The 25,499-nt window shown below is 40.6% G+C and carries 15 protein-coding genes; 5 read left to right on the top strand and 10 right to left on the bottom strand.

Features of this window, described 5'->3' with window-relative positions; translation table 11 throughout:
• On the bottom strand, positions 1-888 hold an 888-nt coding region (locus HMPREF9010_RS22975; protein ID WP_008646495.1), incomplete at its 3' end, for a rhomboid family protein.
• Positions 869-1,543, bottom strand: coding sequence for a rhomboid family intramembrane serine protease (locus HMPREF9010_RS22980; RefSeq protein WP_008776855.1), 675 nt, complete (start codon positions 1,541-1,543; stop codon positions 869-871). The genes HMPREF9010_RS22975 and HMPREF9010_RS22980, both read right to left, overlap by 20 nt.
• 221 nt (positions 1,544-1,764) lie before the next feature.
• On the opposite strand from HMPREF9010_RS22980, the gene HMPREF9010_RS22985 reads away from it, so the two are divergent.
• The 3 genes from HMPREF9010_RS22985 to HMPREF9010_RS22990 all read left to right on the top strand — a co-directional run bounded on the left by HMPREF9010_RS22985 (position 1,765) and on the right by HMPREF9010_RS22990 (position 5,457).
• Positions 1,765-2,037 carry an HU family DNA-binding protein gene (locus HMPREF9010_RS22985; protein WP_004296482.1) on the top strand — a complete coding sequence of 91 codons (273 nt, stop codon included), beginning with the start codon at positions 1,765-1,767 and terminating at the stop codon, positions 2,035-2,037.
• An 83-nt stretch (positions 2,038-2,120) separates the two neighbouring features.
• Positions 2,121-4,205, top strand: coding sequence for an arginine--tRNA ligase (gene argS, locus HMPREF9010_RS24945; RefSeq protein ID WP_008646492.1), 2,085 nt, complete (start codon positions 2,121-2,123; stop codon positions 4,203-4,205).
• A gap of 85 nt (positions 4,206-4,290) precedes the next feature.
• Positions 4,291-5,457 carry a low temperature requirement protein A gene (locus HMPREF9010_RS22990; RefSeq protein ID WP_008646490.1) on the top strand — a complete coding sequence of 389 codons (1,167 nt, stop codon included), beginning with the start codon at positions 4,291-4,293 and terminating at the stop codon, positions 5,455-5,457.
• Between the two features lie 236 nt (positions 5,458-5,693).
• Here HMPREF9010_RS22990 and HMPREF9010_RS22995 read toward each other — a convergent pair whose 3' ends face one another.
• The 6 genes from HMPREF9010_RS22995 to HMPREF9010_RS23020 form a co-directional block, all read right to left on the bottom strand.
• Entirely contained in the window at positions 5,694-7,718 is a 2,025-nt protein-coding gene (locus HMPREF9010_RS22995) for an LruC domain-containing protein (RefSeq protein ID WP_032852561.1), read from the bottom strand.
• Between the two features lie 72 nt (positions 7,719-7,790).
• The gene (gene topA / locus HMPREF9010_RS23000) at positions 7,791-10,136 is read right to left on the bottom strand and encodes a type I DNA topoisomerase (RefSeq protein ID WP_032852404.1); all 2,346 of its coding nucleotides are present in this window, start codon (positions 10,134-10,136) and stop codon (positions 7,791-7,793) included.
• A 272-nt stretch (positions 10,137-10,408) separates the two neighbouring features.
• Positions 10,409-12,130, bottom strand: coding sequence for a TonB-dependent receptor (locus tag HMPREF9010_RS23005; RefSeq protein WP_008646470.1), 1,722 nt, complete (start codon positions 12,128-12,130; stop codon positions 10,409-10,411).
• A 20-nt stretch (positions 12,131-12,150) separates the two neighbouring features.
• A complete protein-coding gene (locus tag HMPREF9010_RS23010; protein WP_008646463.1) occupies positions 12,151-15,168 on the bottom strand; it encodes a tetratricopeptide repeat protein in 3,018 nt (1,005 codons plus the stop codon).
• Positions 15,169-15,191: 23 nt separating this feature from the next.
• Positions 15,192-16,502 (bottom strand): ATP-binding protein, encoded by a 1,311-nt coding sequence (locus tag HMPREF9010_RS23015; protein WP_008646462.1) that lies wholly within the window; start codon positions 16,500-16,502, stop codon positions 15,192-15,194.
• Between the two features lie 754 nt (positions 16,503-17,256).
• Positions 17,257-17,781, bottom strand: coding sequence for an NUDIX hydrolase (locus HMPREF9010_RS23020; RefSeq protein ID WP_032852560.1), 525 nt, complete (start codon positions 17,779-17,781; stop codon positions 17,257-17,259).
• Between the two features lie 213 nt (positions 17,782-17,994).
• Between HMPREF9010_RS23020 and ahpC the strand changes: the two genes are divergently transcribed.
• Entirely contained in the window at positions 17,995-18,561 is a 567-nt protein-coding gene (ahpC, locus tag HMPREF9010_RS23025; RefSeq protein ID WP_008646457.1) for an alkyl hydroperoxide reductase subunit C, read from the top strand.
• Positions 18,562-18,646: 85 nt separating this feature from the next.
• Positions 18,647-20,197 (top strand): alkyl hydroperoxide reductase subunit F, encoded by a 1,551-nt coding sequence (gene ahpF / locus HMPREF9010_RS23030; protein WP_008646455.1) that lies wholly within the window; start codon positions 18,647-18,649, stop codon positions 20,195-20,197.
• A gap of 250 nt (positions 20,198-20,447) precedes the next feature.
• Here ahpF and HMPREF9010_RS23035 read toward each other — a convergent pair whose 3' ends face one another.
• Together HMPREF9010_RS23035 and HMPREF9010_RS23040 are read right to left on the bottom strand one after the other, a co-directional pair.
• A complete protein-coding gene (locus HMPREF9010_RS23035; protein WP_004302474.1) occupies positions 20,448-21,155 on the bottom strand; it encodes a hypothetical protein in 708 nt (235 codons plus the stop codon).
• Positions 21,156-21,342: 187 nt separating this feature from the next.
• Positions 21,343-25,290, bottom strand: a complete 3,948-nt coding sequence (locus HMPREF9010_RS23040; protein WP_008646453.1) for a two-component regulator propeller domain-containing protein — start codon at positions 25,288-25,290, stop codon at positions 21,343-21,345.
• Between the last annotated feature and the right edge of the window lie 209 nt (positions 25,291-25,499).

Below are 25,499 nucleotides of genomic sequence, written 5' to 3'. Positions count from 1 at the left end.
GAACAAGCTTTTCTTTTCTTCAGTTGTCAGACTGTCGTAACCGGATTTCTTTAGTTTTTCCAAAATACGGTCCACTTCATCAGACTGTGCTTTTTTGTGGGCATTGTAATCATAATCCTTCTCGCGACCGGTGGCACTGTTTCCATAGTGTACCTTCATTTTCGGTTTCCGTTTCCATGTTTTCTTTTGAAACAAGGAGGTGAAACCATCCAGAATCCAGTTGATCCAGGAAGTCAAATCGGTTCCTTTACTTAGGCTGGCGGCAAACCAAAGTCCTGCAAGAGCACCGCCCAGGTGGGCGATATGTCCTCCGGCATTACTTGAGGTGATGGATAATACATCGATTCCGATAACAACCAGTGCCAGATATTTGAGACGGATAGCACCGAAAAGAAAAAGTTGCACCCTGTAATTTGGTTCACGATAAGCCGTAGCAGCTACGATGGCTAATACGGAAGCTGATGCTCCTACCAATGTTGCACCCGCCACTTGCGAACTGAATAAAGGAAATACATTGTAGGCAACCATATACAGTAAACCTCCACAGATACCTCCTAATACATATAGTCCTCTTAAATGCTTGGCCGAGAAAAAGTAGAGAAACAAACTTCCGAACCAATACAGCCAAAGCATATTGAATAGAATATGCAGGATACCGGCATGCATAAACATATAAGTAAATAACGACCACGGCTGATGAATAAATCCGATAAAGGATGCCGGCAGGGCAAATATACCGAATATATCGGGGGTACTTACTTCAAACAGTCGCAAGAAAACGTTAATCAACGTGCCGATCAGAAAGATGCCTACGTTGATATAAATCAGTTGGATGAAAATATTTCCTCTTCTGAATGTCTCCTTTAAATCAGCTATAATATGTCCCATTGTTATTGCTTTTTTTTCTCCAATACAAAATCAGGATCAATCCAAATAACATTCCTCCCAGGTGAGCAAAGTGAGCGACATTGTCTCCGGCGCTATTGGCAAGTCCTGACCATAATTCAATCGCGGCGTATCCTATAACGAAGAACTTCGCTTTGATAGGAAATGGCAGCGGGAAGATAAACAACCGGTTATTGGGAAATAACATACCGAATGCCAGCAATATGGCGTAAACGGCTCCCGAAGCACCTACGGTGGTCATCATGTTCAGATACTCTTCCATTGGGATAACACCTGTACCTATATTCACTTGTGCGTAGTGGCTAAGTTCCGTTACATATTGAATATACTGTACCCCTTCCTGGATAAGTCCCGCACCGATACCGCAGAGAATATAGTAAAAGAGGAAACGTTTGGGTCCCCAGGTTTGTTCGAGAATCGGTCCGAACATAAAAACGGCAAACATATTAAAGAAAATGTGGCTGAATCCGCCGTGCATGAACATATAAGTGATAAGCTGTGCCGGATTAAAGTCACTTGCGAGGAAAAAATGTAATCCCAGATAATTCGTTAAATCCAGGCCGTAACGTTGGGCTACGATTGTCCCGAAAAATACTAGTACATTGATAATTATCAGGTTTTTAGTTACAGTTGGCATCATTTTAATTTCTGAATATTTAGATAATAGACGCAAAAGTACGAATAAATTCTGTTTTAAAGCATGAAAAACGCTTCCTATTAGCTCTTTTTCAATAATTTGCTGCGTTTTTTTTATGTTTTTATTTGATATGTTGTTTTGTTCGGCTATATTTGTGGAATTAATCCATTGTGGGATAATCTTTTGTGTAACATATATATTAATTAATCATTTTACGTATTATGAATAAGTCTGATCTTATTAGCGCAATGGCTGCTGAAGCTCAAATGAGCAAAGCCGATGCAAAAAAAGCACTTGATGCTTTCATCACTTCAGTTACTAATGCTATGAAAGCTGGTGACAAAGTATCTCTCGTAGGTTTTGGTACTTTCTCAGTAAGCGAAAGAGCTGAAAGAACTGGTATTAACCCTTCTACAAAGGCAACTATTACTATTCCTGCTAAGAAAGTAGCTAAATTTAAAGCTGGTGCTGAATTATCTGCAGCTGTTGAATAAGATAGATAGTTGAAAGAAATTAGGAGAGGAGACGCGATGCGTCTCCTTTTTTTGTATCTTTGCGCGCAAGAAATAACTTGATTATGAAGATAGAAGATAAACTTGTAGCGTCCGTTATCAGCGGACTCAAAGCACTTTACGGTCAGGAAGTCCCTGAAAAGATGGTGCAGTTGCAAAAAACGAAGAAAGAATTTGAAGGACATTTGACGTTGGTGGTATTTCCTTTCCTGAAGATGTCAAAAAAAGGACCGGAGCAAACGGCACAGGAAATCGGTGAATATCTGAAGGCAAACGATCCGGCTGTAGCAGCGTTTAATGTGATAAAAGGGTTCTTGAACCTGACTATTGCATCGGCTACATGGATTGAGTTGCTGAACGAGATTCAGGCAGATGAACAGTACGGTCTGGTAAAAGCTACCGAAACTTCTCCGTTGGTGATGATCGAGTATTCTTCTCCGAATACAAACAAACCGCTTCACTTGGGACACGTGCGTAACAATCTTTTGGGAAATGCGCTGGCAAATATCGTAGCTGCCAACGGCAACAAGGTAGTAAAGACTAATATCGTAAACGACCGTGGTATCCATATCTGTAAATCCATGCTGGCATGGAAGAAATATGGAAACGGCGAAACTCCGGAGACTTCCGGAAAGAAAGGCGACCATCTGGTTGGCGATTATTATGTAATTTTTAATAATAAACTTAAAGAAGAGATAAATACTATTTGTATTAGTGAATCTTGGGATGAGTTGCCGGATATTATTGCAGATAATATTAAGAATAATCTTAGGCTTATAGAAGATTATAAAAATAGGCTTATAGAGGCATATTATTCATTGCCATTTGAAAGTATTCCTTTTTTGACTTCTGAAATTGAGATTCTTGCTGAAACTGCTCATGATAATGGAGATTGGAATGGCTTTTTTAAAGAATTACCCGAAATCTTAAATCAAGACCAATTAAATGATTTTCTTCCTTTCTTTGAAGAAATTGATTATCTCCAAAACCAAATTAATGATTTTGAATCAGGTATTAAATCATTAGTTGAGCGGAATTCTCCTTTGATGCAAGAAGCCCGCGAAATGTTGGTGAAGTGGGAAGCCGGTGATCCGGAAGTACGCGGATTGTGGGAAATGATGAACAACTGGGTATATGCAGGATTCGACGAAACCTACAAGAAGATGGGGGTTAGCTTTGACAAGATCTATTATGAATCCAATACTTATCTCGAAGGAAAAGAAAAGGTAATGGAAGGTCTGGAAAAAGGTTTCTTCTACAAGAAAGAAGATGGTTCCGTATGGGCCGACCTGACTGCCGAAGGACTGGATCATAAGCTCCTTCTCCGTGGTGACGGTACTTCTGTCTACATGACTCAGGATATCGGTACGGCTAAACTTCGTTTTGCCGATTACCCGATTAATAAGATGATTTATGTAGTAGGTAACGAACAGAACTATCACTTCCAGGTGCTTTCTATCTTGCTCGATAAACTTGGTTTCGAATGGGGTAAGAGTCTGGTACACTTCTCTTACGGAATGGTGGAACTGCCGGAAGGTAAGATGAAATCCCGTGAGGGTACGGTAGTTGATGCTGACGACTTAATGGAGGAAATGATTGCCACTGCTAAAGAAACTTCACAAGAACTAGGCAAACTGGATGGTTTGACACAGGAAGAAGCTGATGATATTGCCCGTATTGTGGGTCTGGGAGCATTGAAATATTTCATTCTGAAAGTCGATGCCCGTAAGAATATGACATTCAATCCGAAAGAATCTATCGACTTCAATGGTAATACAGGTCCGTTTATTCAATATACTTATGCACGTATCCAGTCTGTACTTCGGAAAGCTGCCGAATCAGGTATCGTAATTCCTGAACAGATTCCGGCTGGTATTGAATTGAGTGAAAAGGAAGAAGGGCTGATTCAGATGGTTGCCGACTTTGCTGCTGTTGTAAAACAAGCCGGTGAAGATTACAGCCCGTCTATTATTGCTAATTATACTTATGACTTGGTGAAAGAATACAATCAGTTCTATCATGACTATAGTATTCTGCGCGAAGAGAATGAGGCGGTGAAAGTATTCCGTATCGCTCTGTCTGCTAATGTAGCTAAAGTTGTTCGCTTGGGAATGAATTTGCTGGGTATCGAAGTTCCTTCCAGAATGTAAGACTTTCTCTGAACAAAATAGACTTCTGCGGGGTTTCTTTTATATATATAAAAGGAACCTCGTATGTTTTACTCCCCCCCATCCATTGCTTCGGAAGAGAGAAACGGAAACTGCTACTGTCTCTTATTCCGAACTGCTGTTTGACCTGATTTATGTTTTCTCGGTCACGCAACTTTCACATTATTTGCTTCATAATCTCACTTGGGAAGGATTATTGAAAGAAACAATCCTGTGGTTTGCAGTCTGGATGTTGTGGCAACATACCATCTGGGTGACTAACTGGTTCAACCCGGATACCCGGCCGATACGTATTCTTCTTTTTATCAGTATGCTGGTGGGGCTGGTGATGGCGGCTGCTATTCCTTATGCCTTTACTTACCGGGGATTGATATTTGCTGTCTGCTATGTTCTGATACAGGCAGGGAGAACACTTTATATTATCGGGGTGTTAGGAGATCATCATCTGGCTGCTAATTTTAAGCGAATTATGGGCTGGTTCTGTATATCTGCCGTCTTTTGGATTACGGGTGCCATATTGCAGGGAGAATGGCAAATTCTACTGTGGATTATAGCCGCCATCTGTGATTATACAGCCCCGATGCACGGATTTGCTTTACCTCGTCTGGGACGTTCGGACAGTAGCAAGGAATGGACTATTGAGGGGCATCATTTGGTGGAACGTTGCCAGTTGTTTGTGATTATTGCTTTTGGAGAAACTCTATTGATGACAGGAGCTTCTTTGAGTGAAGTAGAAGAATGGACGCCTCTCGTGATTATTTCTGCTGTCATATCTTTTATTGGTAGTTTGGCTATGTGGTGGGTTTACTTTGATGTGAGCAGTGAAGCCGGTAGTCGGAAAATACAGGAAGTGAAAGATCCCGGAAAGCTGGGGTTGATTTATAATGCAATTCATATTGTACTGGTGGGAGCATTGATTATTTGTGCGGTAGGAGACGAGCTGATTGTTGCCTATCCCGAACAAGAAATGAGAGCGGAAGTTGTTTTTGTTCTGATTATCGGACCAATCGTTTATATTCTGGCAAATAGTATCTATAAATATGTCACGTGCCGTATGCTTCCTTTATCACATATTATTGCTGTAATAGCTTTGGCTTTACTGCTTCCCTGGCCTTATCACATTTCTTTATTGACGATGAATATCTTGGTAACATCTGTTTTTATATTCGTGATTGTGTTTGATATGCTATTCCCTAATAAAGGTTTTAAGATAAAATGGGAGCCGAAGATTTAATGATGGAAGCCTATTCATAACGGATAATACTTACATCCTATAATGTTGTGGCTTAAAATAAAAACACAGTTCACACGAATTCTTGGTGAGTATTCGAGAAGTTGTGTGAACTGCGTAATTCGCGCCTTTCTAAACAGATGTCTATTATGTCTTTTTCATCGATGGTTCGCAATGCGAAGTCCCGATAGCGATTCCGTACAATATCCGGGCTGCTTTTATTTAAATCGTATCAATCTTTATTTGTACCAATCTTTATTTTGTTTCCCATTCGATGATACCCATCCAGAGAACTTGGGATATGATTGATCGATTCGTTTCCCTTCCTCTGGAACCGGGAGATTACTTACTGGCATATTGATAGCAAACGGCATCAAGTCTGCAGAAACATAATACATCCCTTCTTCTGGTCTGTAGATGTCTTTTCCGGTTCCCAGTAACGATAAGTCGGCTTTGTCAGTCGGGGGATAATTTATCAGATGTAATTCTTTGCCTCTACCCTCGTTGGAACTGATGAAGATAAACGGGTTGTAAGGAGGTACCACCTCTTTCTCACTAGCTCCATCAAGCGTGATGGTTACAGTATATTCTTTCTTTGATTCATCAGTGATATTTTTGAATTTTGTCATGTCGTCATACAACAATATGGTTGGGTGAGACTGTCCAGGCTCTGTTTCTTTTCCTTCCATGTATATAGAACTTGATAAACCACTGGCATCAGGCCCCGTTATTTTTACACTCTTGACATTGCTGTTTGAGAGCTTGTGTAATTGATATCCAAATCCGTTTTGCAGATAACCGCCACAGTGCTGTAAGATAAACTTGTCTTCAATTTCGTAAATGCGATTGTCAAGAGCATTTCGGGTCATCGTACTGGTGTACTTTACCATTACGTCATTCATATCGTAATCACCTAACTTAGGCCATAAGTCTTCAAAAGCCAGTGTACCGGAATAAGAAATTTTATATTGCTCGGGGATTGCTTCGGGGTCTTCAGGCAATGGAGGCAATATCGGGTCAATAGCATTCTTTTCTGACGTATGAATATAGAAGATGGCATCTGCATAATCGAAGTCAATATTATCTTCGAATCCTACTGCTACAATCTGCCCGGACTTGGAATCACGGAGAGATACAGTTCTTTGTGTATTATTCGTGTTTAGATTCCTGGTGGAGTAGCGTGCCCCCATACCATTTATGATATCGCCCACTTTGTCTTTATCTGTTTCTGAGGTGAGTTTACTCTTGAATCCCATACCTTGAAGGCACCAGCCAATTGTGACTCCTGCAGGAAATTTGTCTTCGTATTCCTGTGTCTCTTCATTCCAATATTTGAGTTTTATTTCTTCGCCACACACTAATGCTCCTACCCCTAAAGTCTTGTAAACAGGAGAGGTGTTTGGGAATGCAATTATTTGGTTTATATCACTCGTGCTCTGGGGCGGATTGTTGGTCGGATAGGTGTAATATCCAACTGTATTGTACCATGCAGCAGAGCTGTTTATAAATACGAGGCTTACTTCGGTCGGGTTAACAATTGGAATATCTGAAGTCATTTTAATGGAACCATCAAAAAACTCCGGATAATTCTGACTGATGTTCATAACCTTGCTTTTACCGCTCTCATCTTTGACTGTAACCTTTCTGAAAACATACTTGATGTTGTATAGTACGTCTGCCGGAGGTATATTTATTTTAGGTTCCAGGTTGGTTGGTCTTCCGCTGTCATCCCAGTCTGCATCGGGAAGAACATGCCATTCTTTTAGATAGGTATGTTGGTTCACGGTCACTCCTCTGGTTTTTGATGCCGTTTGTGAACGTAAGGTAGCGATATATGCATCTTGATTAAATGAAAGCCGACGACTGTCGTCAATCGTTAGTTTAAGAGGAGATACGGTGGCTAAATAATCCGATGATAACCATACTTCCGAGAGGTCCGCCGGAATATTCATCTCTCCGCTGAATTTGCCTTCTTCGTCTGTAACTGCACGGTAGATAGGCTCTATGTCCTTTTGGGACACGCTGCCGTCAGCTGAGTATTCAATGGGATCTTGATCGTAAATGTCAAAAAGGACACGATAATTTTCGCTTTTGAAACAATAATTGATATCCAAAGCGACAGCTTGGGTCATGTTGAAGTCGAAGTATGCTTCTTTTGGCATATGCCTTCTCTCCCAAGATAAGTCACGCTCTTTGTCCATACAACTGATGGAAGCTATGGTAAGCACTCCTATCATTAAATACTTTAAATTTGTTTGCTTCATAAGTTTGTGTATTAAAAGATAAAGAGCAAATATATACATTTAATTATATAATTTGCTCTTTTTCTAGTTTTTTTATTTCTTTTTTGCGAATCGTCCTTTTTTTGTGGTCGCTGGTCCTTTTTCATCTTGTAATTTGATGAGTTCCAAACAGCTAGCCAAACTCAAATCTTGCGGGACGATATCTTTAGGAATTTTATAATTGGAACCCTTATAGGTAATATAAGGTCCGTAACGTCCGTTCAGAATCTCAAGTTCCGGCTCCTCTTCAAACTTCTTGATGTGGCGTTCCGTTTCTTTCTGGCGTTTCTCCAGAATCAGCTGTTCTGCCTCTTCCAAAGTAATTTCCATCGGATCAAGTGTTTTCGGGAGCGATACATATACCTTATTATGCAGGACATACGGACCGAAACGGCCTACGCCTACACTGACTGATTTTCCTTCATATTCGCCCAGTGTACGAGGTAATTTGAATAATTCCAGTGCTTCTTCCAAAGTGATGGTTTCCATGGATTGACCTTTCTTCATTTGTGCGAAGCGTGGTTTTTCTTCATCTTCTACAGTACCAATCTGTACAACAGGACCGAAGCGACCAATCTTAACAGAAACAGTCTTGCCTGTTCCCGGTTCTTCTCCCAGAATACGTTCGCCTACTTTATGTTCCGTCTTGATAGCCAATGTGTTTTCTACAGATGGGTGGAATTTATCATAGAAATTCTTCATGATAGAAGTCCATTTCACTTCTCCTTCTGCAATCTCGTCAAATTCCTTTTCTACACTGGCGGTAAAGTTGAAATCCAGAATGTCTGGGAAATATTCGGTAAGGAAATCATTTACCACAGTGCCGGTATCCGTTGGGAACAACTTCGCCTTTTCTGCACCGGTAATTTCAGTATGGTTTTCATCCTTAATCTGACGATCTTTCAATGTCATGACATTAAACTGTCGTTCTTCCCCGTCTTTATTACCTTTCTCCACGTATTCGCGTTGTTGGATGGTAGAGATAGTAGGTGCATACGTAGACGGACGTCCGATACCCAGTTCTTCCAACTTGCGTACAAGACTTGCTTCCGTATAGCGTGGAGGACGTTGGGTGAAACGTTCGGTTGCGATGATAGGGCCGTGTTCCAGCTTCTGACCTTTTTTCAGAGGAGGAAGCAGGTGGCTCTCATCTTCCTGTTCGTTGTCATCGTCATAAGATTCACGGTATACACGGAGGAACCCGTCAAACTTAATCACTTCGCCGATGGCTGTAAACACGTCGCTGCTGCCACTTATTGTTATGGTAGCAGTTGTCTTTTCCAGTTCTGCATCTGCCATTTGTGAGGCAATGGTGCGTTTCCATATCAAGTCGTACAGTTTCTTTTCCTGTGCTGTTCCTTCAATGGATTGGTTTTCCATATAGGTAGGGCGGATAGCCTCATGCGCTTCTTGTGCACCCTTAGTCTTTGTTTCGAAATGGCGGGGGTGTACGTAGCGGTCACCCATCATTTTGATGATAGCGTCTTTACTGCCTGCTGTCGCAAATTCCGAGAGGTTGACAGAGTCCGTACGCATATAAGTGATGAATCCCGATTCGTATAAGCGTTGCGCGAGCATCATGGTCTGCGCTACGGTATATCCCAGTTTGCGTGCGGCTTCCTGTTGCAACGTAGATGTTGTGAATGGAGCAGGAGGTGTTTTCTTGACCGGGCGGGTAGTAATATCGTCGATAGCAAAGCTTGCTCCCTGACATGCGTTGAGGAAGGCTTTTGCTTCTTCTTTTGTTTTAATGCGGCGAGCCAGTTCAGCTTTCATTTCTACCAGTTTTCCATCCGTGTCCGGGACGAGGAATACGGCAGTGATGCGATAAGCAGCTTCCGTTTGGAAAGCATGTATTTCACGTTCACGTTCAACGATCAGGCGGACAGCAACTGACTGAACACGTCCGGCAGAAAGTGCCGGTTTCACTTTTCTCCAAAGCACGGGAGAGAGTTCGAAACCTACGATACGATCCAGAATCCGTCGTGCTTGCTGTGCATTTACGAGGTTGAGGTCAATGTCGCGTGGTTGCTCAATCGCTTTTAAAATAGCGCTTTTCGTAATTTCATGAAATACGATTCGTTTTGTGTTTTCCGGTTTTAGTTTCAAGACCTCATACAGATGCCAGGCAATCGCCTCTCCCTCGCGGTCCTCATCGGATGCGAGCCATACGGTTTCTGCCTCTTTAGCTTCTGTCTTCAGTGTGCTAACCAGCGCCTTTTTGTCTGCCGGGATTTCGTAGCTGGGTTTAAAATCATTATTTACGTCGATACTGAAATCTTTTTTCTTCAGATCGCGTATGTGTCCGTAACTAGAAAGGACTTTGAAATCTTTCCCCAGAAACTTTTCAATCGTTTTTGCTTTTGCCGGAGACTCGACAATGACAAGGTTTTTCTGCATAATTCTTTCTTTTATAATGGCTTGTACCACAATATTCGGGGACAAAAGTAAAAAAAAAGATTCTCCCTACCTTATATTATAAGGAGAATTTAATAAAATCTTGAAATTTACATCTGTGAAGGTAAAGGCTAATATGGTAAATCTTAAAATTTGATTCAGGACGTTCGGTGGTATATATTAAAATGAAATAAGATGATATTTAATGCAATATGCCCATCTCGAATAGTACGGGATGGGCATATTGTGTTTTTATTATATTCTGTCTATTTCCCTTAGAACCGGAAACTCAATCCTCCTAAGAAATTGAATCCTTCCGTAGGATAACCTAAATAATATTGATATTTCTTGTTTAGCAGGTTATGTACTTGCGCATAAACAGATACTCCTTTGAATACATTATAGCTGGCTCCGATATGCAAATCATTAATTGCGGTCATTTTTGCATACTCTTTCACTTCTTTCCGGTTGATGTAATCATAACCTAGATTTATGTTAAGAGCAGAGATCGGATGAATACGTACATTGAAAGACATTTCACTGACAGGTTTCACAGCCAACAGATATTCCTCTGTTTTGCTGTCCCAATTACGGTAAGTATATTTAGCTGATATTCCGAGAATATCTTTGTAATCGTAACTGATTTCACCGCCAAGGTAGAGATTTTCTGTATTATCTTGAGCAAAAGAAAGGTAAGAACCTGAATGAATATTACTTGGGGCAAAACCTAAATAAGATAAGTCGTTCTTTAGATTTTGATAACCACCGAACACGTTGAACCAAAGTCCCGGATAAGGGCTTGCTTTGAATCCGATACTACCGTTGATTTGCTCGTAAGTATCATAAGGACGTTGTACGTATCCCAAAGTGGCAGTGGTATTTGCCTCCGGCAGTTCACCGTAAGGACAGATACTTTCTAATCTGCGGAAATCATTCAATTGCTTACCGCCGGTTGCTTTTGCATAAACAATGTAGCTATCAGAAAAAATATACTGTGCAGTGATATCGGGTGAGATACGGAAAGACTTGTCAAATCCGAAAGATAAATCTACATTGGCTCCGATATGCAGTTTCCAGTCATCATTATCCAGTTCGTAATATGGATTTAAAAGAAGCGTTGTGTAGTTTTTGAAGTATTCATCTCCGGTGGAAACATTCTTTGTATATCCGTTGTAGAGAAGATTGTTCATTTCCAAAGCGATAGTTATTAATTGTTGGTCGCCGATAGCTCCCGTGACATCGCCTTTGGTACGTATGATTGTTTCCTTGATACCTGTATTGGCTTCAGATTCATTGAACATGTTATGCTGACGTTCATACATCAACAGGTTTGTTTCTGCATTGAAACGCAGTGGTGCAGTCTCATCAATGAAATGAATGCCCGCATGAAAGTCACCGGATGTGAATTTCTGCTTGCTGTTTACGCTTTCCGGTTGGAAGTTGAAGTTGCTCAATCCGAAGTTTCCGGCAATATTTAAATCCAACTTATCGAATTGATGCGTATAATCCACATTAGCACGTGTGCGGTAGTAGAAAGCATTCCATTTCTCTCCATTTGTGAAAGGAAGAGTTAACTTACCATCCATTCCATCCATTTGGAAACGAACATTCAGCCTATCTTTTTTTGACAGGCGGAATAGATAATTGGCGAGAACATCCAAATTGCCATAATTACCATATCCGGCACGTACATATCCCGGGGTAGTGCCGGGTTGAACTTCTTTTCCGGTATAGGGGCGCATCAGGCCTGCCGGAACGGAAGTGGCCGGAAAGAATGTTGTAGCATACTCTACTTCTTTCTTGCTCACTGTCGGTTCTTCTACTTTAGGCAGGACGTTTACTTTCGAGGCGTCCATAATGTCCGGGTTATATTCTTGTTCCACAACGACCGTGCGGGTCATTGTTGTATCCTTCGGTTGGGTGGTTTGGGCTTGAAGGCAGGATGGCATTGAGATTGCCAATGCGAGTCCTCCTATTATATAATGAGATCGTTTCATACTTTTCTATTTTTTAATTCTCAATTCTCAACTTTCAATTTACTAAGTCTGCTTTCAATCATGCTTTCAATATCGTCATTCCCTTGATAATTTTGTTGCAGACTTAGCAGATATTGGCGTGCGTCCAGATCTTTACCCGTAGCATGATAGACGTCGGATAGAAGGATAAAACTACGTGCCAGCCAATAAGCATGAGGTGTGCTCTGTTCTATATAGTTGAGCAATTCTTTCTCTGCAGCGGCATATTCTTTTGCGTCGTAGAGGGATTGTGCAACCTGATATTTAGCTTCGGCACCGTAAGAGTTACGTGTGTCTTTGGCCAGTTCACGATAGTCTTCCATTGCTTTCTTGTCAGCCTTTTGCTTGGTATAGGCTTTAGCACGGTAATAAAGAGCTTCATTTCTTAGCTCCGGACTAAGTTTGGCCTCTGCAAGCAAGTCGGTAGCTGCATGGATGGTTTCTATGTCATCTCGCAATAGGAAGGCGCAACGCAGAATACCCGTTTCAGCAAGTTGGCGGCGCTCTACGTTGGTTGCTTTTTCTTTCAGCATTTTGTAGCTAGCCAATGCTTCAGCCATATTTTGCTGGTTGAATTGCACTTCAGCACGCAAGATCAGTGCTTCTTCTGCAAACGGATTGTTTGGATATTCCAACAACTTACCGGAATGGAGAAGAATCATATCATAATTCTTCTGCTCGTTTCCGATCAGGCAGAGATAATAATGTGCGTTCAGGCTGAAGGCTCCTTCCGGGAAAGTTTGCAGGTATTTGTTGAGGCTTGTTTTGGCTTCTTCCATTCTGCCTCGTGCATAAATCTTTTCTGCGGCGGCATACGTAAGCGAGTCTTGTTCGTTAGCATCGAAACGGATGTGTCCCGGCATGGCATTTGCTAAAGCAGCAAATTCGTCGATACGGTTGAGGTCTACATAAATAGATTTCAAATCACGCATGGCAAGGCGGGCTTCTTCACTGCCCGGATATTTTTCGATAACCTGTTTGTAGGCTTCGATTGCTTGGTTGTAATCTCCTTTTTGGTAATATAATAATCCGATTTCGGCGGCAGCTTTCCGGCTGACCGGGCTTTCAGGATATTTAGTAAGCAATTCTTTGAAAGAGGTAATGGCTTGATTGTTGTTGTCCATCAAAACATAGGAACGTCCTTTCTCGTAAATAGCGTTTACGGCATAAGGAGAAGCAGGGTACTTTCCTACCAGACGGTTCAGCAAGGTAATCTTACCGGTATAGTCTTTCTGCAGACCGGATACAAGAGCCAGCTGATAGAAAGAATAGTCTCCGGAAGAAGTATTCATCTGCTCGGCTTGTGAATAATACTGTTTGGCTTCTTCAAAGTTACGTACATGCAGGTGGCAGTCACCAATACGATTGTATGCATCGGCAAGTGCGGTTGCATTTTCACCTTTCTCCAGTTGAACGTATTTTTGGAAATAATTGCTTGCTTGCGTATAGTCTTTCCGGTGGAAAGCGATATACCCTAAGTTATAATTGGCAAGCGCATACATTTCGTTATTGGGTTGGGTGGTGAGTTGCAGATAAGCATTAAAATCACGTGCGGCTTCTACCATTCGGTTTAGACGGTAATAGGATTCTCCGCACCAATAGTAAGCGTCTGCCTTGGTCTGACGATTATATTGTCCGATGGCAATGGATTGGTTCAGATATTTCAGAGCTTGTTCGAAGTCGGCGTTAGCGAAAGATTGAGTTCCTAATTGGAACAGTATCTTTTGTTTGGCTTCCAATATTTGCGCGCTTGGTTTGGCAATCCGGTCGATTGATTTCAAAGCTGCGTCGTAGCTACGTGTATTCATGTAAACTTCTACCAGGTAGCTGCTGACTTTTTCAGCATAAGGAGAAGTCGGAAATTCATTCAGGAATTTCTCGAAGGCAGTAACTGATTCACCGAAAGCGGAGAAAGAAGTCTCGTGCAGGCAAAGAGCGTAATTGTAAGCTGCCTGTTCCTTGATTTGCATATTAGCATTGGAGGCGGCTGCTTGTTCAAAAGCCATGCGTGCTTTGTTTTTCTCTGCCAGTTGCAGATAAGAGAGTCCCATGTGGAGATACGCATTTTGGGTAAGAGCATCGTTGTCAGTTGTCACTTTACCTAATGTTTCGGCTGCTTTGGAGTATACTTTTGTTTGGTAGTAGGAGAGTCCCAGCATATAAAGGGCATCCCGGCGGGGAGCCGAGCGATCCTTATTCAGGTAATTGTTGAATGCTTCTACGGCTTGGTGATATTGTCCGAAATGGTAATAGGCATCTCCAAGAATACGGTACATTTCTGCGGCGTGCTCGTTATTCGGGTAGGCTGACAGGTAGTTTTGTGCTACAATTTGTGCCTTATCATAGTTTTTGAGCTGCGTATAAATTTCGGCTATATAATAAGGGACGAGTGCTTTGTACTTCGAGTCGTCCTGCAATGGAAGGAAACCTTTCAATGCTTCACTATAGCGTTTTTGTGTATAGCGGATGTAGGAAAGATAGTAATCACAATCTTTGGCGTATTTGGGGCTGTTGGCGCGCAAAGTTTCAAACCAGATGGCTGCTTCTCTTAGATTATCGGTTTTCAGATAACAGGTAGCCAGTTGGTAGGTGCAGTCGTCCCGTTCTTCATTACCTAACAAATCGAGGTCGGCAGAGTTGAAGAGTGCTAGTGCTTCATCATATTTTCCTTCGTAGAAATAGCAGGAGGCTAACAGCGCATAAATGCGGTTAGCGTATGGAGTATCAGGATAACGGTCGAGATATTTGCGGAGGAGTTCGATGCGGTTTTTGTCTTTCAGTTCGTAAGCCGAACTGACTAGCATATACTCTGCGTCCTGAAGAAGGCTGGCTGCAGGCTTTTGTTTTACAAATGCTTTCAATGCCGGCAGAGCAGCTGCATAATTCTTTTCCTGGAAAAGTTCTTTCCCTTCTTTATAAAGGTTGTCAGTCGAAGTGAACTTATCACCTGTCTGGGCAAATCCTATAATGGGCGTGCAGCAGATGGCGGCACAAATGAGTCTAGTAATTTCTTTTTTCATAATCGGGTGTTTATGCAAAAGTACTACATATCTTTCAATGAGAATCCTTTGAAAGTTATTTTATAATCATTTAATTCTTTATGTAAAGTTTCTCCTTTCTTTTCCAATGCCGGGATACTTATTTTTCTCGGATTTCTTTTTACTTCTCCGATAAGTGCTGTTTTGTTAAACCGGTTGAGGGCGATCAGGTCTATTTCATTTTCTCCGTTTTTGTCCCAATAGTTACCTACGTCGGTAACTTCCTCTTCTTCAGCGATAAGTTCACGGAAATATTTTTCTAACAATAGGCCGCTGTATTGTTCATAGTTCTTTTCTACATATTCTATCAGTAAATGGTTTTTCCCCATTTCCAGTACTGCGTTGTTTGGGAAAATAAAGCGAAACCAGAATCGTAGAAAATTGTCTTGCAGGCAATAACGGGTAGCACGACTATTAGGTTTAGCGAACATCGGTTTCACTTTTTTGATTAATGAATATTCATCCTCAAGGTTGGCTAAATAGGAACCGGTGTTTTTATTGATGATGGAATCAATCTCTCGTTGTGTTGTTTTTCCTTCTGCAATGAGAGATAGGATAGAAAAATAATTGGCATAGTCTTTCCCGAACTCGGAAATCAACATGTCTTTGCCTTCTGTCAGAAATGGTGAGCCTTCGGAAAGCGCATAATCTATCATGGCTGTTTTATTAAATGCTTTCGCTTCCATCAATAGGGTGATGTATTTGGCTACTCCACCTGTCAGCAAATACAAGCAAAGCAAATCTTCCGATGTGAATTGGGGGGCATGGTCTGCTAGAATCTCTTTGATAACGGTGGTGGTGAATGGATGCAGAGAAATTCGGGCGGTAAGGCGTCCGTATAGTGGCTCCTTGCGGTCTTCGAATATTCTTTTCATCATTGAATAAACGGAACCGCATACAATGAAATTGATTTTGGAAGTCGCGTGATATTGGTCCCAAATACGTTGTATGTCACTGACGATAGACGGATTGACATAGAGAAATTCTTGAAATTCGTCAATGATTAATGTGAAATTTTCCTTTTGGGAATGTTGCATCAGCAGTTCAAAGAGCTGTGCGAACTCTCTGATTTCTCCATAGATACGAATGCCAAGCGTTTCCTGAATGACAGGTTGATATTGTGCGCAAAGCAGGACTTCACTCTTTCTTGCTACAAATATATATACGAATCGGGTGTCTTTGACAGACTCTAAGAGTAGAGCTGTTTTTCCGATTCGTCGGCGTCCGGTCATTACAGTAAAGCAAGCGCTCGTTTGTGATTGCTTTTTAGCTGCATACAGTATCGCCATTTCTTTCTTTCGGTCGTAGAACTTCATATTATTGCTATCTTAATGGCAGTTAATTTAATGGCCATTAAATTAATGGTGGTTACAAAGATAACACAATATGTTGTATTTTGTTCATTTATAGTAATATAATATGATTGTTTAAGATTATGTGATAAATTACTTTGATCTATTTGGTTGAGATGAACTTCTATTTTACAAATACATCAATTGGCTACTGAAAAATGGCCCATCTTAAGAAAAGGAATATTTAAACGAGAATAAAAGGCGTAATTACTGGGAGGATTGAGAAATATAAAAAAACGCAGAGATTTGTAGGTGCGAAATTCTTTCTTTTTGTTATATGAGATGTTTGTCGATTAAATTGTAATGCTTTTCTTCTTTTTCACTTGTTGTGTAAACTGAAATGTGGTTAGAAACTGGCATTTTGTTGTTTGTTGCCTTTTCGATATTTGTGATGAAATAGAAGAAAAACGGTCTTAATTTTCCCTTATTTGTCTTCCTCACCGAGCAAAAGCTGCTTCGTCGGTGAGAAAGGAAGCGTTCCTCGGTGGGGAAGAACTCCTTGGTTTTAAACCAACGAATCTTTTCTTGATAGAAAAAGATGCATATTCGACTTGAATTTATACGGTATTAGCCTGTGATTTTGCATACAGTTGCATGTTTTTATGCATTTTATTCTCCAGATCATTATTTTTTTATCTGATGTTTTGGAGGAATATCTTAAAAATGGGACATAACTATAGATGAAATACTCTCAATCTATCAGGCTGATGAGATTATCTTAGCGGCATTGAGCTAGAAACAAGCTAAGTCCGCGACGGATAGAATCCAACCCAAAATCTTCCGGATGAATCTCGGAGAGAGGTAGGAAGAAAGAATCTGCTACATCATCCATGGCGGAGAAATGGCTCATGTCTTCTACAGTGCAGAGGAAAAACATATCGAGAGTATGTACAGGGAAACCTGAATAAACATAAATATTGGGAAGTGTGAACTGGTAAACGGCTTTTTTAACTTTCAGCCCTGTTTCTTCCAGTACTTCGCGGGCAACACCTTCTTCGCCTGTTTCATTCATATCGATGAATCCGCCGGGAAGATCGAGAGTCCCTTTGGCTGGCTCTTTGGCACGTTTGCAGACAAGCAGTTCATTTTTCTCATTCAAGATGAGTGCTACTGTGGCGGCAGAAGGATTGAAATAATAGACAAAGCCGCAATCTGCACATTTTTTAGATTTCTCGTTGTTAATCTCAAAATGAGAGGAACCACATTTAGGGCAATATAAGAATTGGTCAAGAGGATGTTCCATAATCGTATATATTTTCCAGTTTTTTTGTTTATGCATGCAAAGGTATAAAATGCTTTTATTAATTTCATCTATCAGTGCATAGAAATATTCGATTGGGCTTTTTTTGCAAAGGCGGGGTTTCTGCCTTTATCTTTGTATCAGAAACAAAAAACAAAACGTTGTTTCTGATGTTATAAGTCAAATCAATTAATAACAATAAAAGCAATAAAGATTATGGAACCAATTTTAAATTCTCAACTTCCTGAATTCAGTGTTCAGGCTTTTCACAACGGAGCTTTCAAGACTGTAACCAGCAATGACCTGAAAGGTAAATGGGCGATTCTTTTCTTCTATCCTGCCGACTTTACTTTCGTATGTCCTACTGAATTGGTGGATATGGCTGAAAAGTACGACCAGTTCAAAGCGATGGGTGTAGAAATCTATTCGGTAAGTACTGACTCTCATTTCGTGCACAAAGCTTGGCATGATGCTTCTGAAAGTATTCGCAAGATTCAATATCCGATGTTGGCAGACCCGACTGGCGCTTTGAGCCGTGCACTGGGTGTATATATCGAAGAAGAAGGTATGGCTTATCGCGGTACATTCGTTGTCAATCCGGAAGGAAAGATTAAAGTGGTGGAACTGAATGATAACAATATTGGCCGTGATGCAAGTGAATTGCTTCGTAAAGTGGAAGCTGCACAGTTTGTAGCCAGCCATGACGGAGAAGTTTGCCCGGCTAAATGGAAGAAGGGTGAGTCTACCCTGAAACCAAGCATTGACCTGGTAGGTAAGATTTGATAGATCTTGATAATGGTGATTATGGGAGGCCGGTAACGGGAGACGCTGCCGGCCTTTCTTTTAAAAAAATGAAAGGAAAAAAGATATGTTAGAATCTGCATTAAAAGAACAACTAAAGGGTATTTTTGCTGGGCTGGAGGCAAACTTTACTTTTGATATATCCGTATCATCCAGCCACGAAAACAAAACAGAATTATTGGAGCTGCTGGGAGATGTAGCGGATTGTTCCGATCATATCACTTGTGTAGTGAATGAGGGAGACGCATTGAAGTTTACTTTACTGAAGAATGGCGACCGCACCGGAATTACATTCCGGGGTATTCCTAACGGACATGAGTTCACGTCATTGCTTTTGGCTATTCTGAATCTGGATGGCAAAGGAAAGAACTTTCCCGATGAGGCCGTTTGCAACCGTGTGAAAGCACTGAAAGGCCCGATACATTTGACCACTTATGTTTCGTTGACTTGTACGAACTGCCCTGACGTAGTGCAGGCTCTGAATGCAATGACTACTTTGAATCCGGCTATTACGCATGAAATGGTAGACGGTGCGCTTTATCAGGATGAAGTAGATGCACTGAAGATACAAGGAGTACCCTCTGTCTTTGCAGATGGAAAATTACTTCATGTAGGCCGTGGTGAATTTGGCGAATTGCTTGCCAAGTTGGAAGAACAATATGGTATTGACGACACCAAAGCGAATGCAGAGGTGAAAGAATATGATGTGATTGTAGCCGGTGGAGGACCTGCAGGAGTATCGGCAGCTATTTATTCTGCTCGTAAAGGGTTGCGTGTAGCTATTGTGGCCGAGCGTATTGGCGGACAGGTGAAAGAAACGGTAGGTATTGAGAATTTAATCTCTGTTCCGGAAACGACAGGAAATGAACTTGCCGATAATCTGAAAACTCACTTGTTGTGTTATCCGGTGGATTTGCTGGAGCATCGTAAAGTAGAAAAAGTAGAAGTGGTTGGAAAACAAAAGCAGATCACTACCTCTGTTGGGGAGAAATTCCTGGCTCCGGCACTGATTATTGCAACCGGTGCAAGCTGGCGTAAACTGAATGTTCCGGGAGAAGCGGAGTATATCGGTCGTGGTGTTGCTTTCTGCCCTCATTGTGATGGGCCGTTTTATAAGGGAAAGCATGTAGCAGTAGTAGGTGGAGGAAATTCCGGCATTGAGGCAGCGATTGACTTGGCTGGTATCTGCTCCAAAGTCACTGTTTTTGAATTTATGGATGAGTTGAAAGCAGACAGTGTACTTCAAGATCGACTTAAATCATTGCCGAACGTGGAAGTGTTTGTAAGTTCACAGACTACGGAAGTGATAGGAAATGGTGATAAACTGACTGCCCTGCGCATCAAAGATCGCAAAACGGAAGAAGAACGTTTGGTTGAGTTGGATGGTGTATTTGTACAAATCGGGCTTTCTGCGAATAGCAGTGTATTCCGCGACATAGTGGAAACCAACCGTCCGGGCGAAATCATGATTGATGCACATTGCCGTACGAATGTGACGGGTATCTATGCAGCCGGAGATGTTTCTACGGTTCCTTATAAGCAAATTATTATCTCTATGGGCGAAGGAGCGAAAGCTGCGCTTTCTGCATTTGACGATAGAGTGAGAGGGATTATCTGATTGATGTATTCAGATATAAAAAGCACATAAACAAAATATTAGCAGGAGGAGGAATAACTCCTCTAAAAAATACCCCCGTTACAAATTTGTAGCGAGGGCTATTTTATATTTAGAGAGCATGACCTTCATCGACTACTCTATCCTGTGCATGGAGACAAATGTTCATGAATATCCGAGAAAGTGAAATGAACGTTGTTCTCATGGCATTAAATTTTTGGGCTTTTAAGAAATGTGTGTTAAGTTCATTTATTTAGTCATGATATGTATATCTGACGAAATCAAACAATCCGGAATTTTCCTGCTGTGCCGGTTGGTCTCCAATAAATTTAAGATTCTCTACACTGCAAAAAATATGGAATGCAATGTCTTTCCCAAATTCCAGTTGAAGTTCATGTTTGGGCTCGTTGTCTATTAACCAGGTGATGTAATAGTTCCCGTTTTTTAATGTCAGATCAATTTCGAACAGATGCCATCCGGTCTTGATTACTACAGGAACGGAAGAAAAAGGATATGCCTGCGATGTCATATAAGCAATCATTTCGTCCGGAGCTGCATTTAACTCCTTGCGAACTGTATCTTTACCATATCCGACTTCAAAATCCAATTCATGTTGGTCGTCATGGTATATCCACGAACCCACGCTACATTGATCTCCTATTCCCATTTGCGGGATATGAGTACGCCAGGTATATCTTCCTGTTGTATAAATCCGTTCTACAGTATGAACCTTTTTCCGATCCACCGAGTTAGCCCGGGTAAAGATCCGTAAGTAACCATTCTCTAATATGCATTGATTATCCGGGTTGTTATCCTGATGTCCGTATTTCCATCCATCCAGATTGTTGAAATTCCATTCTTTGTTTGGCGGATTTTTAGTACTGATGTCATTGGTCTGTTGCTGTGCAAAGCAAAGGCCGCAAATGCATATTAGTAACAGAGTTAAATAGTAGTTTCTCATAATAATTGAATTTAAGTGTATTCGTTTTCTATCAATTGCTTGCTGCAAAAGTAGTCGAATGCTTTATTCTACTCATCAGATTTTAGTCATTTCAAATCATGAAACGTCCAAATCTGCACTGGAAATCCTAATCGCTCTGTTCCGGGGAGTATAATTTCTATATAAATGATAAACTAAAGTGCTGAATCTATTCTGATTGTTGTTGGGTAGAACCGTGTTGTGCTCTGAATTGAGAAGGAGTCATTCCTTTCATTTCTTTAAATAGCGTACTGAAATATCGTTGATAAGTGAAACCTACCTGCTCTGATATTTCAGTAATGCTCATGTCAGACTGAGTTAAAAGAATGATTGCTTTGTCGATTCTTCTACGATTGATATAATCGTTTGCTCCCATGCCGGTCAGTTCCTTGACCTTATTATATAAGGATGTCCGGCTCATAGCCATTTGAGCAGTCAGGAATTTTACGTCCAGATCTGGTTGAGACAGATTCTGATCAATCATTTCATTCAATTTAATCATAAATTGTTCATCCGCATTGCTGAAAGTAGCCTCTTGCGGAGACAGAATGAATTGATTGCCCCTGTATCTGGATTTAATATATTCACGATTTCTCATCTGGTTCTGGATCACGCTAAGGAGCATTTCCATTTCAAAAGGTTTAGGTAGATAGGCGTCGGCTCCTAATTTGTATCCTAACATCTGGCTTTCAGAATCGGCTCTGGCGGTAAGCAGAATGACAGGGATATGGCTAATATTCAGATTTTCTTTAATTTCCTTGCATAGCTGATAGCCATTCATTTGTGGCATCATTACATCACTTACTATAATGTCCGGTTGCTGTTGCTTAATAACTTCCAGCGCTACCAATCCATTTTCTGCCTGATAGATCTTCTTGAATTTATCCTTAAGAGCATTTTTTAAGAATTCTCTTAAGTCCTGTTTATCTTCTACAATCAACAGTGAGTATCCTTGTAGAGAGAAAGCCCCGGATTCTATTTTCTCTTCTTCCTCCGGAGAACTTAAAAGTTCGTTGAGGTAGGAATGTTGAGGACATGATACTTCTTGTTCTTGTAGATTAGCCGGTATTTCATAAAAGAATGTGGCCCCTCTGTCTTTATTATTGAAAGCGCCCATCCTACCTCCATGTAAGTCAATCAACATTTTAGCATAAGATAAACCGATACCACTTCCTCCCTCATTATGTTTGCCTTGGTAGAAACGGGTAAAGAGTTTCTTTATATCTACATTATCCAATCCGATTCCCTGGTCTTGTACGTGTACTTGTATACTTTCATTTGTACGGATGGTTTTTATAACAATACGAGTCTGATTAGGACTATATTTCAAAGCATTCATAATCAGATTGGAAAGAACAACTTTGCATTTTGTGTCATCATACGCGATAGATTGTATACTGTCGTCAAAGTCGTATGTAATTTCAATTTCTTTGGCTTTAGATGCAGTTTGAAATGTTTCTGCCACTTCCTGTATCCACTTGTGCAAAGGATGCGAAGAGATGTGTAGCACTTCCTGTCCTACCTCCATTTTGCGTGCATCAAGCACAATGTTGATAATATCTTTCATCTGATTCGCCTGTTTGAATGCCCCCTGTAGATATTCCGGTAGCTCGTCTTGCTTCACCTCTTTATTTAGAATTCGTTTCAGGGAAGCATAGATGAGTGTCAAAGGGGTACGTAGCTCATGGCTGATATTGATTAAGAAGCGTATTTTCTCTTCATATATCTTCTTCTCATGTTCCCGCATCTCACGTTTCAGCCGATTTTCTTTTTTTCTTATCAAACTAAAGAAGACCACTCCTGCCACTAAAAATGCAAAGAAAATGCATAGTATAATAAACCAGATAGATTTCCACCAAGGAGGTGAGACTATAATAGTTAAGATCTCTATCGGCTGGCTCCATTCACCGTTGGAGGTGTCGCAGGATACGCTGATGGTATATTCTCCTGATGCGAATGTACCCAATTCGAGTGTCTGGAGATAACTCTCGATCACCATTTTGTCTTTTCCTGTGATGACATACCGGAAAAGGTGTTTTCGGAAGGAGTTCTTTTCGTCAGCAATCACTTTAATGTTGAACGATGAATGATTCCAAGGAATCGAAATACAGTTATTATTAACCTGTTTCAGAGTTGATTTACCATTCAGTTTTACTTCAAGTAGCTTGAGAATAGGAGACGAATTACTTTCGAAAATAATATCCGTATTAATGCGTACCAGTCCCATAGTACCTCCCATATACAGATTGGGAGTACGAAGAGCAGGAATAGGGGTAAATATCAATTCGTTGGAAGGAACTCCATCGGATTCGTCCAGGATAACAAAACGTTTTTCGTTGATAATATACGCAAAGAACATGTTCTGCGCTCCTATCCAGACTTTTCCTTTTTTATCATAGGCAAGGCTGGATACACTGTTGAACAAGTTGGTATGTATTTTTTCTGTTTTTCCAGTCTGTTTATTATAGAAGAGCAGTCCGAAATTACTTCCTATCCAGAAGTTACCTTTATCATCCCGGCAGGCCGATGTGAAATCATCTCCCTCTTTCATATTGACTAATGAAGATAGTTCGTTAGTTTTGAAGTTTAGTTTAAACAGGTTATTGGTTCCCATTAGATACAGATGCGTATCGTCGGAATAAATTGCCTGCATAGCTATTTGGCGTTGAATGTCTATTTGGGGTGCGTAGAGAATAGATGTTTGCCGGGTATGCTTGTTGTAGATATAGACTTTTGCTCCTAATATGTAAATATTATCTTTTGTAGCATATAGATTTACCAAATCACCGGATGAAAATTCTCTTTTCGAAATAGAGTCATTGATAATGGGAAAAGGTTGCATCTGTGCGGTTCTCTTATTAAAGGTAAAGACCCCTTTATTAAAACATGATAATAAGAGCTCATTTTCAGAAAAATCTGTGATAGAGGTAACTTTCTCCCCGTATGTAGTAGGGTAATGATGAAATGTATTCGTTTTTTGGTCAAATGAGTTGATACCTCCTCCGTCTGTTCCAATCCAAAGCAATGTATCCTTATCTTCAAAGATGCTAACCACGGTACGTTCGCTAATTCCATTGAGATTGTTCAGTGGAACATCTTTATAGGTTTTGATGAACACTTTCTTAATGGCGAATAATCCTCCGTGTATACTGCCTATCCATATATTGTCCATCTGATCTTTATACAGCCGGTAGATAGAGTTATTCGGCAAGGATTGTTCATCATCGGAAATATGTTTAAGATGAGAGAACTTCATAGTCTGGAAGTCAAGTATGTTGATACCTCCTCCGTCAGTAGCTATCCAAAGTTGGTTGTCTTTTTCAAGAAAATCAAAAATGATATCGTTGTTGAGCCCGGAGTTTTTGGTGGATAAACTGAAAAGCCTTTTCCCCTCTTTCGAGTAGCAGGCTATTCCTTTGCCATAGAATGATACCCAAAGCCGGTTTTGAGAGTCAACAAATATGGTGTTTATCTCGCGCTCTTTTACAAATGGACATCGATACATTTTCTTTTTTATCAAGTCGTACATCCAAAGCCCGTCTTTTTTACTGCTGGTTATCAGCACATCGGGACTCCACTGAAAGATGCGGTTGATACATTTTAACTTGTCTCCATCGATGTCGGGGAAGATCGTCGTAATACTTTTATCCGTCAGATTGTATTGGTATAAAGTTTCTTCTCCTCCAAACAGGAAATTGTCACCTATTTGAAGATAAGACCAAGCGTTAAATGGCTTCCCGTTATATTTCAATGGCTGAAACTGATTTTCTGCTTTATTGTAGATGGCAATTCCTTTATTGGTAGAAACGTATAAATCGCCTAAACGATCCTCTGTAATAAAACGAATGAAATTGTCGGGCAATGAGTTGGGCTGCTCCCGGTCATGAAAATAACTTTTCAGTTCAGATTGGTCATAACTATTTAATCCCCATTTGGTACCTATCCATATGACTCCTAAATGATCTCTGTAAATGCACTGCACTCTTGATTGTGACAATCCCTGTTCCAAAGAAATTTGTCTGAAGTAGTAGTCTTGTTGTTCAGCCTTGGTAGAAAGAACAAAGAATAATATCCAGATTAGAAAAGAATACCTCTTTAGTACGTGTGCTTTTGACATAGTTATGTTCTTTTGATAGAGCAAATATAAAAGAAGTTATGAAACTGTACAATAGATTTCATCTTCTTTTGTCCACAAAGCTCATTAGATAGCTCGAAAGGATATTCAGAATACTCCTTTTGAACAGTAGCGGACTAATTATGGATGTTATTTGATCTCTATTTCCACGCTTTGCACCTATATTTGCATAGTTGACACTAAATACGGAA

Origin of the sequence: Bacteroides sp. 3_1_23, assembly GCF_000162555.1 — a bacterium.
In the GTDB taxonomy this organism is placed as follows: Bacteria; Bacteroidota; Bacteroidia; order Bacteroidales; family Bacteroidaceae; genus Bacteroides; species Bacteroides ovatus.
The sequence above is the reverse complement of the archived record's forward strand: the minus strand, read 5'-3'. Positions and strand labels throughout refer to the sequence as shown.